At 49.9% G+C, this 15,218-nt stretch carries 15 protein-coding genes; 11 read left to right on the top strand and 4 right to left on the bottom strand.

All coding sequences use genetic code 11. The features are described from left to right. The first annotated feature begins 210 nt into the window (after positions 1-210). The 3 genes from ACJJIF_RS21780 (at position 211) to ACJJIF_RS21770 (ending at position 3,890) form a co-directional block, all read left to right on the top strand. Positions 211-1,200 carry a chromate resistance protein ChrB domain-containing protein gene (locus tag ACJJIF_RS21780; RefSeq protein ID WP_444930342.1) on the top strand — a complete coding sequence of 330 codons (990 nt, stop codon included), beginning with the start codon at positions 211-213 and terminating at the stop codon, positions 1,198-1,200. A gap of 1,107 nt (positions 1,201-2,307) precedes the next feature. After that, positions 2,308-3,126, top strand: a complete 819-nt coding sequence (locus ACJJIF_RS21775; RefSeq protein ID WP_444930341.1) for an AraC family ligand binding domain-containing protein — start codon at positions 2,308-2,310, stop codon at positions 3,124-3,126. Between the two features lie 119 nt (positions 3,127-3,245). Next, complete coding sequence (locus tag ACJJIF_RS21770) at positions 3,246-3,890, top strand: LysE family translocator (protein ID WP_444930340.1); 645 nt, start codon at positions 3,246-3,248, stop codon at positions 3,888-3,890. 1 nt (position 3,891) lies between these two features. Here the strand turns inward: ACJJIF_RS21770 and ACJJIF_RS21765 are convergent, their stop codons facing one another. Beyond that, entirely contained in the window at positions 3,892-5,136 is a 1,245-nt protein-coding gene (locus ACJJIF_RS21765; protein WP_444930339.1) for a cation:proton antiporter, read from the bottom strand. Between the two features lie 955 nt (positions 5,137-6,091). On the opposite strand from ACJJIF_RS21765, the gene ACJJIF_RS21760 reads away from it, so the two are divergent. The 3 genes from ACJJIF_RS21760 (at position 6,092) to ACJJIF_RS21750 (ending at position 8,125) form a co-directional block, all read left to right on the top strand. Then, the gene (locus ACJJIF_RS21760; protein WP_444930338.1) at positions 6,092-6,547 is read left to right on the top strand and encodes a hypothetical protein; all 456 of its coding nucleotides are present in this window, start codon (positions 6,092-6,094) and stop codon (positions 6,545-6,547) included. A gap of 152 nt (positions 6,548-6,699) precedes the next feature. Then, on the top strand, positions 6,700-7,791 hold the full coding sequence (locus ACJJIF_RS21755; protein ID WP_444930337.1) for a PA0069 family radical SAM protein: 1,092 nt from the start codon (positions 6,700-6,702) through the stop codon (positions 7,789-7,791). A gap of 25 nt (positions 7,792-7,816) precedes the next feature. Continuing rightward, entirely contained in the window at positions 7,817-8,125 is a 309-nt protein-coding gene (locus ACJJIF_RS21750) for a GIY-YIG nuclease family protein (RefSeq protein ID WP_444930336.1), read from the top strand. Here the strand turns inward: ACJJIF_RS21750 and tmpT are convergent, their stop codons facing one another. The 3 genes from tmpT to ACJJIF_RS21735 form a co-directional block, all read right to left on the bottom strand. Continuing rightward, the gene (gene tmpT / locus ACJJIF_RS21745) at positions 8,126-8,764 is read right to left on the bottom strand and encodes a thiopurine S-methyltransferase (protein ID WP_444930335.1); all 639 of its coding nucleotides are present in this window, start codon (positions 8,762-8,764) and stop codon (positions 8,126-8,128) included. Between the two features lie 230 nt (positions 8,765-8,994). Next, complete coding sequence (locus tag ACJJIF_RS21740; protein WP_444930334.1) at positions 8,995-9,504, bottom strand: DUF1097 family protein; 510 nt, start codon at positions 9,502-9,504, stop codon at positions 8,995-8,997. 415 nt (positions 9,505-9,919) lie between these two features. After that, the gene (locus tag ACJJIF_RS21735) at positions 9,920-10,615 is read right to left on the bottom strand and encodes an SDR family oxidoreductase (RefSeq protein WP_444930333.1); all 696 of its coding nucleotides are present in this window, start codon (positions 10,613-10,615) and stop codon (positions 9,920-9,922) included. Between the two features lie 55 nt (positions 10,616-10,670). Between ACJJIF_RS21735 and ACJJIF_RS21730 the strand changes: the two genes are divergently transcribed. From ACJJIF_RS21730 to ACJJIF_RS21710, 5 genes are all read left to right on the top strand, one after another. Then, positions 10,671-10,991 (top strand): DUF3301 domain-containing protein, encoded by a 321-nt coding sequence (locus ACJJIF_RS21730; protein ID WP_444930332.1) that lies wholly within the window; start codon positions 10,671-10,673, stop codon positions 10,989-10,991. Positions 10,992-10,999: 8 nt separating this feature from the next. Then, a complete protein-coding gene (locus ACJJIF_RS21725) occupies positions 11,000-11,221 on the top strand; it encodes a DUF1653 domain-containing protein (protein WP_444930331.1) in 222 nt (73 codons plus the stop codon). Between the two features lie 359 nt (positions 11,222-11,580). After that, positions 11,581-12,087: a phosphatase PAP2 family protein gene (locus ACJJIF_RS21720; RefSeq protein WP_444930330.1), complete on the top strand. Its 507-nt coding sequence runs from the start codon at positions 11,581-11,583 to the stop codon at positions 12,085-12,087. Then, on the top strand, positions 12,084-13,157 hold the full coding sequence (locus ACJJIF_RS21715; protein WP_444930329.1) for an MJ1255/VC2487 family glycosyltransferase: 1,074 nt from the start codon (positions 12,084-12,086) through the stop codon (positions 13,155-13,157). The genes ACJJIF_RS21720 and ACJJIF_RS21715 overlap by 4 nt, the downstream gene beginning before the upstream one ends. Positions 13,158-13,410: 253 nt before the next feature. After that, positions 13,411-15,210 (top strand): acyl-CoA dehydrogenase, encoded by a 1,800-nt coding sequence (locus tag ACJJIF_RS21710; protein ID WP_444930328.1) that lies wholly within the window; start codon positions 13,411-13,413, stop codon positions 15,208-15,210. Positions 15,211-15,218 lie beyond the last annotated feature (8 nt).

Below are 15,218 nucleotides of genomic sequence, written 5' to 3'. Positions count from 1 at the left end.
GGAAAATAATTCCTATACTGCCAAAAGTGACACTCATGCAAATCCAAGATCCAGTTTCAGCCCAACCTAAAACCGAATCACATTTTGAAACTCAAAACCAAACAAAAATCTCCCCAGGCAGTCGATAATTTGATAGAATAAAAAATTGATTAAAATTTACACAAATAAGAAATTATTTATTTTGCATTACCACTACGGAACTATCTGTCTGTGCTCAAATTTAGTTTACTATCCTGTCTCCTGCTAACGACCACAGTGTCTCTCTCAGCAAATGCCAATTCTCCACTACCCCCGGCGAAGTCAAAGCTCTACCACACCACTCACGGGCTCGGGCCGGATAAATGGGCGTCTGCCTGGCTACTTTCGCAACATATAGATCCCGGCAGCCGAATTATTGTTCATCCCTTGCACGGTGGTACTTTTGCCCCCGGTGAACCCACAAGCTTTGACTCTGAGGGTGCAACTTTTCATCGCACTCAACACCAGTCAACGTTCGAAGTGCTGATAGCGTCTTTCAACATTACAGACCCCAAACTGGTAAAGCTGGCGAGTGTTATCAATGATATTGAAGTAAACTTGTGGCGCCCAAATAAAAATCAGGAATCTCTTGTCGTAGAGACTGCATTTAGAAAGCTACAGAGAAACTATGGTGAAGAAAATATTACACTAGATTGCTACAACCAGCTTTTCAATAATATCTACGAGTGGATAGATACTAAAAATAAAGATAGCCAAACCAATCTAATCCCAGATCAGCAGTGCACCAAAAACACCAAGGTCACCTTTAACAACGATACAAAACTTGTGCCTGAGATTTCAGCCTCAGAGTTATTTGATCACATAAGAAGTGGCAAGAGGGTTGTATTTGTTGATACCCGGGAGAAAGATGAGTTTGCCGAGGCCCACATCCCAGGAGCCGTAAACATTCCCATACGCAGCATAGGCAGTCAACTACCCAAATCACTGGAAAACGCTGACATTATCATAAGTTACTGCGTTAAGGACTTCAGAGGGTTTGAGATGGCCAAAATACTGCGAAAACACGGGTTACAACAAACCGCCATACTCAACCCTTACGGCATAAGAGGCTGGATTGAAGCTCAATTGCCGGTTGCCGGTTCTGAGGCACTAACCGAGCAAGAGGCCAAAGAAACTCTAGAGCAGTGCATCAACCAAAAAACATGCCTTAAAACTATTTGAAGAGACTCTAATTGGTTTCACAAGCCCCCTGAGACTCTTGGAAATTCAAGGAACCTCTGAACAATTCCGCAAGCCTTGAAAGCTATATGATGTTAGGCACAGCTCGCCGTGAATGGCCACACCCCTTTACGGGAGCCGCAAGACACTATATGGCCTTCGAGGCCCGCCTTAAGGGGCTACCAAGGGAACTCAAGGTGCTGCGGAATAAGACTCTCTACAACGTTCATACTTACTTACGATACAGATACCATGCAGCAAACTAATGCAACTTCTAGAACAAGCGCACCAACAAATATTCTTACACCGACCGCGCTTACCGTTTTTCTAGTCCTGTCAGTATGCTTTACCCTAACAACGCCGATAGCTCTCTGGAGCAATACCACCGGCAGTCTCTCAGACTACCTCACCTATGATATCCCCAAGGGACAGCTAGCCTACATACTTTCAAAGCTCTTTGGCCTTTACAGTATTTTTCTACTGTGGCTACAGGTATGCCTGGCACTAGCCAACCCGTTAACTTCTCAACGAGTAATTAGTAGGAAAACACATATCTTCCTTGGAAGTATGGTTTGCATCACCTTTCTCCTACATGCCGGTTTATTTATTGTGGCCACATCCATAAGAACTGGCCACTCAACACTGGGCAATCTAATACCGGTTTTTTCCCATGGTTTTTATAAAACCAGTGTATCCATAGGAGCCATTGCTTTTTGGATGCTCATTGGAACAGCTATAGCCGGTACGCTACGCTCAAAGTACAAGACTATTACAATTTGGCTCCACCGCCTCAGCTTACCGGGCCTTATACTGGGCCTGCTACATAGTGTCTTAATTGGCACTGAGGCTGGTTCCAATATGACTATCGTCATTTACTGCTTAATGATTTCCAGTGTTATAACTTTAGCCTTGATCAACTACCTCAAATCCAGAAAGAACCCCTAACAAATCTAGTAAAGACAACCTTAAACTAAGAGCAAGCCCTATGGCTGCGGCCAGTTCCGCAGCCTCCTCCTAACTCTCATTCCACAACTGTCTTCCCACCAATAACTTTGCATATCCCCTGGATTTCGCTATCTTGATCAGCTCTTCTATTGCAGAGGGCCATCAATGCAAAAGGAATTCTCCAAAGTCTGGCGAAATCCACGCCACAGGGATATAGAGCTTTTTCACGCCTATTTTCGCCAGTTTTCCTTTGCCAAGCACTGGCACGATGAGTTGGCCATCGGTATCTTCCTCTCTGGGGTAGAGAAGCTCGATTATCGCGGGGAAACTCTAACCCTGCCCCGGGGTACTCTGGCAGCGCTCAATCCGGGAGAGATTCACACCGGTTTTTCCGGTAGTGACTCCGGTTGGTGCTATCGTATGTTTTATTTTGATACCGCTCTTATTGAAGATATCCTTCGAGAGCACCGTCAGACAAATCAAACACTCGTACCGTTTTTGCGTGGACCGCTGCTCGATGATCCCGAGCTCTTTCGGCTCCTTTACACCCTGCATTGCAGCTTAGAGGTAAACGCCTTATCCCTCTCGACAGACACCCTGCTCACCCTTGCGGTCAGTCAACTTTTTGCCCGCTATGGTGACCAAAAGATCTACCCGAAATCCTTTCAGAACAAACAGGGAGCTTTAAAGGCCCGCTCTTATCTACAGGAAAACTGGCAGGGCAATGTGACTCTGGATGAGTTATGTCAATTGACCGGTATGAGCCGATATCAGCTTATTCGCAGCTTTAACGCCCAATTTGGCATTAGCCCTCACCAGTTCCTAATCCTCCTAAAAACCCAAAAGGCCCGCACGCTATTTCGTACCGGTGCCCGAGTCGCAAATGTGGCAATCGACTGCGGCTTCTTTGACCAGAGCCATCTGAGCCGCAACTTCAAGCGGGTATTCGGTATCACCCCTGCTCGCTACCTAAAATCCATATAGCGCAATTTTGTACAAGAATTCCCTCCCCCCCTCACCTTAAGCTTCTCTAACGCCGAGAGAAACCCGGGTTTTGCCCTCTTACCCTTGGCAAGCACACTAAACTGGCATAGGTAATCCGTATGAGCTTAGAGTTTATTTTGGCTTGGCTGGCTGTTATGTTCCCCCTGATTTTTAGTCCGGGGCCCGCGAACCTCACTTTTGCCGCAGCCGGCGCCAGCCTGGGTATTCGCGCTTCCCTACCTCTACTGGCGGGCATAGATATTGTATTTTTATTAAAAGCCTTATTAGTTGGCTTTGGGTTTATGAGCTGGCTTATCGACTATCCAGCACTGATGATCACTCTACAGTGGAGCGGAGCCGCCTATTTGGTTTACTTGGCCTACGCCTTTATCAAGCCCGTTAAAGGGTCCAGTAGCAGCGCTATAAAGTCAGTAACTATTTGGCAGGGCATGTTTATTCAAAGCATGAACGTCAAAGCGTGGATGATCGTCATCACCATGTTTTCTGTATTTGGCTCGAAACAGGAAGCTGGTGTCGAAAATAGCACCATCACACTAATTATAATGATTACGACTCTTAACTTTGTGACACACTTTTCGTGGATCGCTTTTGGTCGCGGTTTATCCAGAGCACTTGTCAACAGTAGGAGTAGCGCTCTACAGAATAAACTTTTCGCCCTTAGCCTGCTCCTTGTCGCTGTATGGCTGATCGCAGATAACCCCGCTGTCAGCAGTCTAACTGCGATGCCTTCCGGTGAGTCTTAGATTATAAGTTTAACTTATGAATCAAACGGCCACTGGTGGTGCCCTGTACCAGTAAAGAGAAGAGTACTACGCCAAATACCATCGATTGAATCGTCCACCAGTAGGGCAACTCGACCGGCAGGGAGAGCACCAGTGCAACCGCAATAACACCTCGCAAACCACCCCAACTCATCAATAACCCCCAGGACTTTGGTATGGGCGGCCCGACAAAGCGAGTTAATGGCGCCACGAGAAATACCGACAAAGCGCGGGCACCTAAAGCAGCAATCGCAGCAATGACCATTGACAGCCATTGATGGCTAAACATTTCAAAGGTGATCACCAACCCCATAATTACAAAAATTATCGCGGTAAAGAATAGCCCCATCCATTCCCAGGTAGGACCGGCATTAACCAAATAGGTACTATTTTGTTTGCTGAGGCAAGCTCGCGCAACGATTGCGCAGATCATCACCGAGATAATACCCGATACATGAAGAACACTTTCTGCCAGATAAAAACTGCCAAACGCTGAGATCACCAAGGTCATCAACGCTGCGCTGGGCGAGCGTAGAAACAATATAATGAGCGTTGTCGCCACTCCAAAAACAAACCCTACGGCAATACCGCCAAAAAATACCTTACAAAAATAGAGGGTTACAGAGATCGCATCCAGCGAGGACGCCTTAATACCCAAGGGGGCGTTTTCCATAACACCATAAGTGGCCACTCCCAAAACCAAAGAATAAAGGACTACCGCAGAGGCATCATTAAAGAGACTCTCCCCATCTACCAGCGTCAGGAGGTCTTCATTGGTTTTTTCTTGGCGCAATTTATTCACTACAGAGACCGGATCTGTAGCCGCTAAAATAGCCCCGGTCAACATGGCCGCCACCCAGGGAAATCCCTCTGAATGACCAACGCCATAGTAAGTAATAGCCGCAATAATCGTTGCGCAAATAACCAACCCCAAAGTCGAGAATAGCAGTATCGGCCCAACCCAACGCTTTAAACGTTTGGGCTCTAACTCCCAGGCTGACTCGAAAATAAGTACGGGCAGAATCACAAAAAAAACCAAATCTCTCAAGCTGGCTGCTCGCAATCCCGTATCATAGTTAAAAATGGGCAGAAGTAAGGCCGCTAACACTCCAGCAATAAGACAGCTGATCGTATTGTCAATACGCAGCACCCTCGCTATACCTAAACCAATAACGGCGGCAGCGGCAAGATAGAGCCCCTGACCCACAACAGTGACAACATTACTCACCCAACAACTCCCGTTACCACTGTACTCATGAATCGAAGGCAGTCACAATCAGAATCCAACCCCACTGGAGAACGGTGCTTCCCACGGTGAAATTTCTGACGAAACTCACTCCGTAGCAAACTCAATACTGACTTCCAAAATTGATTGCCAGTGGAACCGCTTTACGTACAACAGGCACCCTTTACTTCCGATAACCCCCAGTAAAAGATTCAAATTTTCCCACGGGGCTTCGACGCCAGCTTATAAGTAGACAGTTACAGTATAGGCACCAACTACACAGGCTCTAAGCCCTGTTCTATAGGCGCCAGCTCGCCCTTTGGAAAAAGTCTCGCCGCGAATAGCCCTAGCCCTTTGCAAGAGCTGCCCCCTTCCTGCGATTATCCCTATGTACTCGCCAATCAAGATAATCGCAACACCACCAGCGCCTTGCATTCAGAAATTAAAGCAGATATTTCAACACTCTCCTCTTTTAAGCCTCTACTAGTCCAAACAAAACCAGGGCCAAAGCAGCTATCAACCATTATCAGCCAGTCAACCGGTCTAACAATGGCCGTAATTTCAGTACACCTCTCCCACTCTCAAGAAAGGTATTCAATCCACAAATTATCGACTTTGACCGGATATTCAGTACCATATACCAGGCGGCTAAATACTCCGGCCTCCTCTCCTTTGGATTTCCACAGCAACCCCTAAATTGCCAACATGCCTGGACCCAATAATTTGGGGAGCTTATTTGCAGCCCCAATAAACTCGACAGCGTCAAAATCTAGACTTACCTATATAGCAAACCCAATTTCCTGCTGATATCATCGGAAAATGAAAAACACGCTGAACCTCAACGGAAAAGATTTTCACGCTAAAGCGTAAAAGCCGTACCACACGAGCCTGTCAGTTTTTACATTAAACAAGCCCCCCATAATTGGCCGAAGTATTAATGTTTATCAAGGAGAGGACAATGCAAGAAAAACTTGAAATAAAGAAAGTAGTAGATGAACTCTACAGTGGAATTTCTGGTCCAGCGGGTTTTCAGCGGGATTGGAAAAGGCAGGAAGCCCTATTTTTGCCCTATGCCAAAATGATCCGTACCTCTGTTGATAAAAATGGCAAGCCTCAGTCAACCATTCTAAGCGTGCAGGAATACCCAGAGAATTTTGAATCCCTAATCGCCGGTCGCCCTTTCTACGAAGTGGAAATACATAACATCATTGAGCAGTTTGGCAATATTGCCCATGCTTTTAGCGTCTATGAGGCCTGGGCGGACAAAGAAAAGACCCAGTTCCTAAAAAGAGGCATTAATAGTATTCAGCTATTGAACGATGGGGAGTCCTGGAAAGTAGTACATATGATTTGGGATGACGAACGGCCGGGCCTGGAAATGGAGGCGAGATATAACCCAGCAGTCACCGCCTAGTTGGAACTCAGAGATCCCCCTGAGAGCAAACCCCAGCTCTTAGGGGGGCAAAAAGCGCGTTACCCACTCCTCTCTGTATATTCCCAGCAAGATCTTGCAATCAGGTAAAATGGCAGCGTAAACTGTACATTAATACAGTTATTGCTATAGCTATGTCAGATCGCCCCCCTATCAAAACACCCCCAGCGGCTAAAGGCCGGGGAACAGCCAACAACCTTGCTGGGCGCTTTGCCGAGTTATCCAGCTCCCGTGAAAGTGACGGCTGGCAAACAGAGCCCGACGAGCCGGTGAGATTAATAACCTCTGCCACCCCGGAAAAAGCGAAAAGTATTATCGCAACCAACCAATCGCCGGATATTCCTTTCTCACAATCCATAAACCCCTATCGGGGGTGCGAACACGGCTGTATCTATTGCTACGCCCGCCCGGCCCATGCCTATATGGATTTATCGCCCGGTCTGGATTTTGAAACCAAGCTCTTCTACAAGCCCAATGCCGCTGAACTCTTAGAGAAAACGCTGCGAAAGAAGAACTATCAGTGCAGTCCCATCGCCCTGGGAGCCAATACCGATCCCTATCAACCCCTGGAGCGGGAGAAGGGGATTACCCAGAGCTTACTGCAAGTGATGCAGGCATTTCGCCAGCCGGTAACTATCATCACCAAAAGCCAGTTGATCTTGCGGGATCTGCCCCTACTGGCCGAAATGGCCCAAGAAAATCTGGCGCAAGTCGCTATCAGTGTGACAACTCTGGACAATACCCTAAAACGCAAGCTGGAACCCCGAACCGCCGGTCCCTCCGCACGCTTGCGCACCATTGAGCAGCTGAGTGCGGCAGGTATTCCTACCGCTGTGCTTGCCGCTCCGATGATTCCAGCACTCAATGACAGTGAACTGGAAGCAATCCTGTGTGCAGCACATAAAGCGGGGGCGGTAAGAGCCGCATACATCCTGTTGCGCCTTCCCCACGAGGTGGCGCCTCTATTTCGGGAGTGGTTAGCACTACACTACCCGGAAAAGGCAAAACATGTGATGAGCCTGGTACAGCAGAGCCGCGCGGGAAAGGACTATCAAAGTGATTTTTCGCAGAGACGCACAGGAACCGGCGTATTTGCTCAGCTGCTTCAACGGCGCTTTCAGGTAGCCATTAAAAAATTAGGCTTGGACCACCGGCGCCTCGACTTGGATTGCTCCCAGTTCAAGCCGCCCGCTCCCCCCAGTGCGCAACAGGATTTATTCTCTTGAGTCTACGAATTAAGCAGGCAGACAAATGAAGGCAGAGCCAGCGGTAAATTGGTTTCTCTATCTTATCCGAACCGCCAGCGGGGCACTCTATACGGGTATCACCAATGATCTCGATAGGCGATTTACTGAGCACTGTAGTGATGGTCCCAAAACCGCTAAAGCCCTGCGCGGCAAGGGGCCTCTCAGCTTGGTGTATTCTGTCATGCTGCCCGACAAATCAACCGCCCTGAAAATGGAAATAGCCGTTAAGAAGTGGCCAAAATCCAAAAAAGAAAATTTGACCCTCGGCTGTCAGCCCTTGCCAACTGTTGAGCCGTCGCAACAAAAGCCGTAATTATTGGGGGGTTAACAGCCAAGCTTCCTCACTGGCGGGAACTTTGCCTTTTAACCCACCAACAACCGCTCTTGCTGTCAAAGCCTGCAAGTTATAATTCACCGCGTAATATTCATCAACCAGATCGCGGCCCACAGCAAAGGGCGGACCCGGCATTTGCGCTTGATCATACTGAAAGGTGATAAGGAGTTGCGGCGCGATCTGGGTAATATCCTGCAAGTGTTTTACATAGCGCTTACGAGTTTCTTCCGGCAGGGCCACCAAGGCAGCCCGGTCATATACCGCAGCAACCGGGCCCAGTTCCGCTCTCTGCAAATCAAAAATATTACCGACAAAAATAACAATATGGGTAGCGGAGTAGCACTTTAGACGACCTACTTGACTTATCTGTGGGGTCACCGCCAGCTCGTTAAAAAGCTGCTTCACCGCCGCTTCACTGAGCTCACAACCGACCACCGCTATATTCTGCCCCAGCAACCAGGCGATATCTCTAGTTTTACCACACAGCGGCAAGAAAATACGATCACCGGGGGACAGGCACAGTTTGGGAAAAAACTCGGTCAGGAGTGAATTAGCCGCTCCCTCATGGAAGCCAATATCATTTCTTTTCCATTTGTCGTGCCAAAACTCTGCTTTCACTAGCGGTCCTCCATAACCAAATTAGAAAAGAGCAACAAATTACATCAACGGAGAAGTGTCCGGTAGTGCTCTGGCTCAATACTGCTTTTTGCCTCATAAGGCTCGGTAAAAGCCAAAGCCGTCACTACTACCATTAGTGTTGATAGAATTATACGCTTCAACATTGAGCAACACCTCGACACCATGTGACCTGGAGAGCCCCTCAGGGCGGGCTGCTAGCGGGGAGAAAATTAACAGGTTCCCGCAGTTCTCGCCCTGCGCGGCCATAAAATATCAATCAAGCCGGCAAATATCGCTCCAACCGACACCGCAGCAATCAACTGGAAGTAGGCATCCAGAGTGATATCCAGCTGGGCAAGGAATGCGATAATAATACCAATGGCATAGCTGGGGGTATTTCTGATACCGGTAACCAGACCCATCGCCCACACACTAATCATGGAAAACAGCAGCGCAATCGGCACAAGTAAAATACTGGGGTCTATCTGCCACTTAGCCGCTGCGGCTTGGGCGCCAAGCCCCAGTCCCAGCCCTGTGACCACACAGGCGAGATTGTAGGCGCCCGCCCGCCAATCACAGCCTCTGGAGTAATAAGCAATAACACCTAATAGCGCCACCCAGATTGACATCCCTCCCAGGTAACCCACCAGCGCAGCCACTATCAGGACGGCGAGGATTGGCGACTTCAGTAGTTGGGTAGAAACACTTTTGCGCCGGGTTAATGCACCGAGCCATTTCATGATATCCGCTCCTTCGAGGACACACTGGTCAGGGGTTGTTTTCCTTGCCTAAAAGATAAACCCGCCGGCATTCTAGAGGGCCAACCTGTACCAGCCCTGAACCTGACGGCATTTTCACGCATGTTTCGCTCGGGATAATAGAAAACTTCTTGCGTATTCTTGCCCAATCTTGCAATCGGCAAGCTGTTGCTCGCCACAGGGCAAATACGACAATCCTGTGGTTATATGCAGAAATGTTTAAGCAAATAAATCCGACCCGCGAGGCTTACCAATGCCGCTGATACGCTGGGTTCGGAAACTGTATTTTATGGGATTCTCAGGGAAGTTTTGTCACAGGCCATTACAGGGGCATCAGTGCGCGATATCTCTACGACGTTCGAGGCCCGCACTATGGGGCCTCTGGGGTCACCCGGTTCTACCAGGGAATTTCACTGCCATCGTAGTTATAGAAATGGCCCGTTTTTACCAGCTCATCGTCTAAAAGCAGTTTTTTTAGTCCGCCAACGCTTTCCTGTGTAGAAATCAGTGCTGCCGGGCCGCCCATAGCGGTTTTCACCCACCCCGGGTGCAGGGCCAAAACCCTAATTCCTTGCGGCTCTAAATCGACGGATAAGCTTTTCACCACTTGGTTAACAGCGGTCTTGGAGGTTCGGTAGAGGTAGCCTCCGCCAGAGTGGTTATCCGCGATACTGCCGACCTTGCTACTGATCACCGCGATAAGCTTGTGCTCGCTGGCCGCAACATTGTCACAAAAGGTTTCAGCCATCATGTAGGGCGCGATAGTGTTGGACTCCAGGACCCGGCGCCACTCCCCAGGGTCAATGGCGCCAAATCTCACCCCCTTAGGTCCATAGTAGCCCGCGTTGTTGAGGAGTATGTCAATCGGCTCCCCGGCAAGCGCTTTGCCCAGGGAGGCCATCTGGTCATAATCAGTCACATCCAGGCGGATCACCCGCACTGAAGGAAAGCGCCCCTCCAGTGCCCGAAGTTCAGTGGCTTGCTCCGGTTGCCGACAGCAGGCCAGGACCTTCCAGCCGCTTTCGGCAAATTGAGTACACATCTCAAGGCCAATTCCACGGTTACTGCCGGTAATTAAAATCGTGCCGGACATTAGCGCTCCTTAAATGGTATTCTTGCTGGAAAGCGATCATAGCAACTGTTTAGCAATGTACTACACCCTCACCGACATACTGTGGCTCTCCCTGTTCTTTATGCTCCTCTGGTATATCTGGGCCAGTATGGCCGCTAAGGAGCATGTCCGGCGAGCCGCATCTGAACACTGCCGACAGCTCGGTGTTCAACTGCTGGACGACACGGTGCTACTGGTGCGCACCCGGATAAAGAAGGATCGAAGAGGCTTGTTCAGCCTTCATCGCAGCTACAAGTTCGAGTTTACTTCAACCGGCGAACATCGCTATTCAGGCTCTGCTGTATTACATGGAAATCGCATCGAGCAGTTACAGCTTGCCCCCCATCACGTGAGTTAGAGGTACCCATGCAGCGCGGTTTATATCGCCACTATCGAGGCAATCTATACGAGGTTTTACACACCGCGAAACACAGTGAAACCGAAGAGGTTATGGTTGTGTATCGGGCCCTTTATGGCAGCTATGGTGTCTGGGTGCGCCCTCTGAGCCTATTTACAGGGTCAGCTTCCAAAGATGGCCATGAAATACCGCGCTTTGAGTTAATTCAGGCATTTGATATAGCCGCCTAGCCTCACTGTAACAGCGGTTATTTTTCGGGGGACTTCAGCCCCCGCAACCCCCTTCCCTCTCTGTTGAAAATTCTGATAAAAATAAAACTGCCAACGCTACGACCTTTCATCTCCTCCAACTTTCACGACGTATAGAGTCGCCTCAATAAATTTGAAAATCTCTGACACTTATTAGTCAAATCATTTTCCGCTTAAGTCTAAAACGAGCTATAAACCCTATACTTTCTGTAAGCTTGCTCTCTTAAAATGCGACTTCTTCGCGCACTTTCCCCACTAATCAAGGTTTCACTATTTCGACATAAGCTGGTCAAGTCAGTGCAACAATCGCTTTATAACTTATCGGCATGCGAGGCTTACCGATGAATCTAAAGAGTTTTGATGTATCTGCTGTGCTTTATATGGTTGAGCGGGCATCGCGCCCCAGCTCCCGTAGGCGCTATTTGTGGCTCTCCAAATCCGGGGATGGCTGGGCCGCAGGGGCACTGTTGTTGGCCTATGTATGGCTCAATTCCGCGATGCAGTTACTCTATATCGCATGTACAGCGGTGGCACTGGAGCGCGGCCTCTACTGGGGCATAAAAAATACCACCCGGCGGCTTCGCCCGCCCCAGTCAATTCCAGGTATGCGCTCGGTGATTGTGGCACACGATCGATTCAGCCTGCCCTCCGGCCACACCTCATGCGCCTTTCTTTTTATCACCTTAATGGTCCACCAGGTTAACCCCATGTGGGGGCTTGGCTATATTTGGGCCGCCGGCGTCGGTGCGGCCAGAGTCGGCCTGGGGGTTCACTTTCCATCAGATATTTGTGCTGGCGCTATTTTGGGGACCAGTGTCGGGTTAATCGTGGGTACTGCTTTTTTATGAAGATACTGTATGGCGTTCAATCCACCGGCAACGGGCATATTAGCCGCTCCCGTGCGCTGGCTCAGCAATTTAAAAAATATCCGGAAGTTGAGGTGCAGTGGTTATTTTCAGGCCGCCCAAAAGAGAGCCTGTTTGAGATGTCCCCCTTTGGAAATTATTGGTGGCGGGAGGGGATGACCTTTACACACAGTCGCGGCCGCCTGAACACTTTTGCAACGCTAAAAAATATCAGTGTCGGGAAATTTATCAGGGATATCAGGGCTCTGCCTGTTCACGATTTTGACTTAGTGATCAGCGACTACGAACCCGTCACAGCCTGGGCGGCAAAGTTGAGAAAAAAACGCAGTATTGGCATTGGGCATCAATACGCCTTTGAGCACCCGATCCCCACCCCGCGCAACAAGTGGGCATCCCGCGCCATACTGAAATCATTTGCCCCGACACAGGAGAGTATCGGCCTACATTGGCACCACTTCGGCCATCCGATCCTACCCCCCATCGTTCTGCATAAACCCGTATATCCGCAAGTACAGGGCGAGCATATTCTGGTCTACCTCCCCTTTGAACAGCCGATCCCAATGTTGGATGAACTCGCCAAGCTGCCCCACGCCTTTATCGTCTACGGGGTGCCCCACAATCTGCCCACCGCTGACAACATTCAGGTTAAGGCCCCCTCTATCGATGGCTTCCAGCGGGACCTAGTCAGTTCGAAGGCGGTAATCTGCAACAGCGGCTTTGAGCTATTAGCCGAAACCCTGGCCCTGGGCAAACCGATCCTCAGCCGACCGCTCACCAATCAATTTGAACAGGAAGCCAATGCCAAGGCACTCACTCAACTCAAAATGGCCACTGTAGTGAAGCAGATCAACGCCAGGTCTATCGCACAATGGCTCGCTCACTGCCCTCCCCCCCGCCGTATAGTTTGGCCGGATGTGGCGGGTTCGCTGGGCCAGTGGATCGCCGCCGGGTGTAAGCAGAGCCCCGCAGAACTCTCCTCCCAGTTGTGGCGTGAGGTAGCGCCCAAATCGGTTATAGAGGGCGCAGCGGCTACGCAACAAACACCCAAATAGTTACTGCTGGGCCAGCCCGCCTTTTAGAGAGCCGCTGAATAACGCCCCAACAATCGCCAAGTCGATTCACACAATCAGTCATTGCCCCTTGTCTGCCCTGCGCGTTTACTTAAAGAGCCTCTGAATAATTCCGCAATATCTCTGCGAGACTCTCAGAGGCCCCTTAGAAGGCGCGGCTTTCCAGGCGGGAAGGTTTTCTGGAAACCCGCCGATAAATCAATGAGTTACCAAAAAAATAATATAAGAGGTAAACATGGCCCATCAACTGCTCAATGAGCGTGAGATCAATTTTTTACTCTACGAGTTTTTAGATACCGAATCTCTGGTCGACCGCCCTAGATACAGCGATCACTCCCGTGAGATTTTTGATGCAACGCTCAATACCGCCCTCGCCATTGCCGAAAAATTTTTCGCTAACCACAATGCCAAGGGCGATGCGAACGAGCCGAGTTTTGATGGTGAAAGCGTCCATGTTATCGAGGAAACCAAACAGGCGTGGAACGCTTTTGCCGCCGCAGGATTTCTCGCCGCACACTGTGATGCTGAGGAGGGGGGACTGCAACTGCCGGAAGTTATTCTGCGCACAGCCCTCGCCTATATATCTGCGGCAAATATCGCCAGTGCCAGCTACCCGTTTCTCACCATTGGCGCGGCAAACCTGGTACGTACTTTCGCTAGCGAAGCGCTCAAAAAGCAATTTCTGCCGCAAATGCTGGACGGGCGTTTTGCCGGAACTATGGCCCTGACCGAACCGGACCAGGGCTCGGCCCTGTCAGATATTCGCACGAGTGCCACACCGGCAGAAGATGGCAGCTACCGTATTCACGGCCAGAAAATGTTTATCTCCGGTGGCGATCAAAACCTCACCGAAAATATCGTTCACTTGGTGCTGGCAAAAATAAAAGGCGCGCCCGCAGGTGTAAAAGGCATATCATTATTCTTGGTACCCAAATTTCTGCTGGATAAACAGGGGCACCCGTCGAGGCGCAACGATGTAAAACTCGCAGGCTTGCTGCACAAAATGGGCTACCGCAATACCACGTCAACGGTATTGAGCTTTGGCGAGGACGGCGGCGCGGTAGGCTATCTGATCGGCGAACCCCACCAGGGCCTGAAATATATGTTCCAAATGATGAACGAGGCCCGTATCAGTGTCGGGGCTGGCGCATCAATACTGGGCTACCAGGGCTACACCTACTCACTCGAATACGCCAAAGGCCGTCCCCAAGGGCGCACGCCTTCAAACCGCGATCCCGACTCCAAGCAGGTTCCCATCGTTCAGCACGCCGATGTTCGCCGTATGTTGCTGATGCAAAAAGCCTACACTGAGGGCGGCTTGAGCTTGAGCCTCTACGCCACCTCACTTTACGAGGACCAGCATACCGCCCCCACCGAAGAACAGCGCAACAAGGCCGCAACGCTACTCGACTTGCTCACGCCGGTAGTAAAATCCTGGCCGTCAAAATATTGCCTCAAAGCCAATGAGCTGGCGATCCAGGTTTTAGGTGGGGCCGGTTATATTCGCGAGTACCCAGTAGAGCAGCTGTATCGCGACAACCGCCTGAATGCGATTCACGAGGGCACCGAGGGGATTCACGCTCTGGATTTATTGGGGCGCAAGGTACCCGCAAAGAATCTTGCCGGCTATCAGCTATTACAGGCAGAAATCCGCAATACGGTCATGCAGGCCAGAGACAGCAAGCTCGAACCTCTGGCTAAAATGCTGGAAGAGGCCCTGGAAAAACTGGATGCAACCAGTTTCGCACTATTCTCCCAGCTTCAGGAAGATGTAGACCGGGGACTGGGCAATGCCACTTTGTACCTGGATGTGTTCGGCTGTACCGTTATTGCCTGGCTGTGGCTACAGCAGGCAATTATTGCAGAAAAAGCGCTGGAAAATGCCCCTACGGCAGAGGCACAGGATTTTTACCGGGGCAAACTGCACACCGCCCAATACTACTTTGAATGGGAGCTGCCGAAAACTGAGACCGCGATCGCACTGCTGCAAGCGGGTAATAGTGTCCCCTTCGATATGCAGGAAAACTGGTTCTGAGTAAGTTG

The sequence above is a fragment of the Microbulbifer regidiadema (SeqCode) genome, assembly GCF_052467605.1.
This window is presented reverse-complemented; position numbering and strand designations above follow the sequence as displayed.

Bases quoted from the DNA above. Each gene is read 5' to 3' on its own strand.
- ACJJIF_RS21775 (WP_444930341.1), top strand. From the start codon at position 2,308: ATGCAAAAGGAATTCTCCAAAGTCTGGCGAAATCCACGCCACAGGGAT.
- ACJJIF_RS21770 (WP_444930340.1), top strand. From the start codon at position 3,246: ATGAGCTTAGAGTTTATTTTGGCTTGGCTGGCTGTTATGTTCCCCCTG.
- ACJJIF_RS21760 (WP_444930338.1), top strand. From the start codon at position 6,092: ATGCAAGAAAAACTTGAAATAAAGAAAGTAGTAGATGAACTCTACAGT.
- ACJJIF_RS21755 (WP_444930337.1), top strand. From the start codon at position 6,700: ATGTCAGATCGCCCCCCTATCAAAACACCCCCAGCGGCTAAAGGCCGG.
- ACJJIF_RS21750 (WP_444930336.1), top strand. From the start codon at position 7,817: ATGAAGGCAGAGCCAGCGGTAAATTGGTTTCTCTATCTTATCCGAACC.
- ACJJIF_RS21740 (WP_444930334.1), bottom strand. From the start codon at position 9,504: ATGAAATGGCTCGGTGCATTAACCCGGCGCAAAAGTGTTTCTACCCAA.
- ACJJIF_RS21735 (WP_444930333.1), bottom strand. From the start codon at position 10,615: ATGTCCGGCACGATTTTAATTACCGGCAGTAACCGTGGAATTGGCCTT.
- ACJJIF_RS21730 (WP_444930332.1), top strand. From the start codon at position 10,671: ATGTACTACACCCTCACCGACATACTGTGGCTCTCCCTGTTCTTTATG.
- ACJJIF_RS21725 (WP_444930331.1), top strand. From the start codon at position 11,000: ATGCAGCGCGGTTTATATCGCCACTATCGAGGCAATCTATACGAGGTT.
- ACJJIF_RS21720 (WP_444930330.1), top strand. From the start codon at position 11,581: ATGAATCTAAAGAGTTTTGATGTATCTGCTGTGCTTTATATGGTTGAG.
- ACJJIF_RS21715 (WP_444930329.1), top strand. From the start codon at position 12,084: ATGAAGATACTGTATGGCGTTCAATCCACCGGCAACGGGCATATTAGC.
- ACJJIF_RS21710 (WP_444930328.1), top strand. From the start codon at position 13,411: ATGGCCCATCAACTGCTCAATGAGCGTGAGATCAATTTTTTACTCTAC.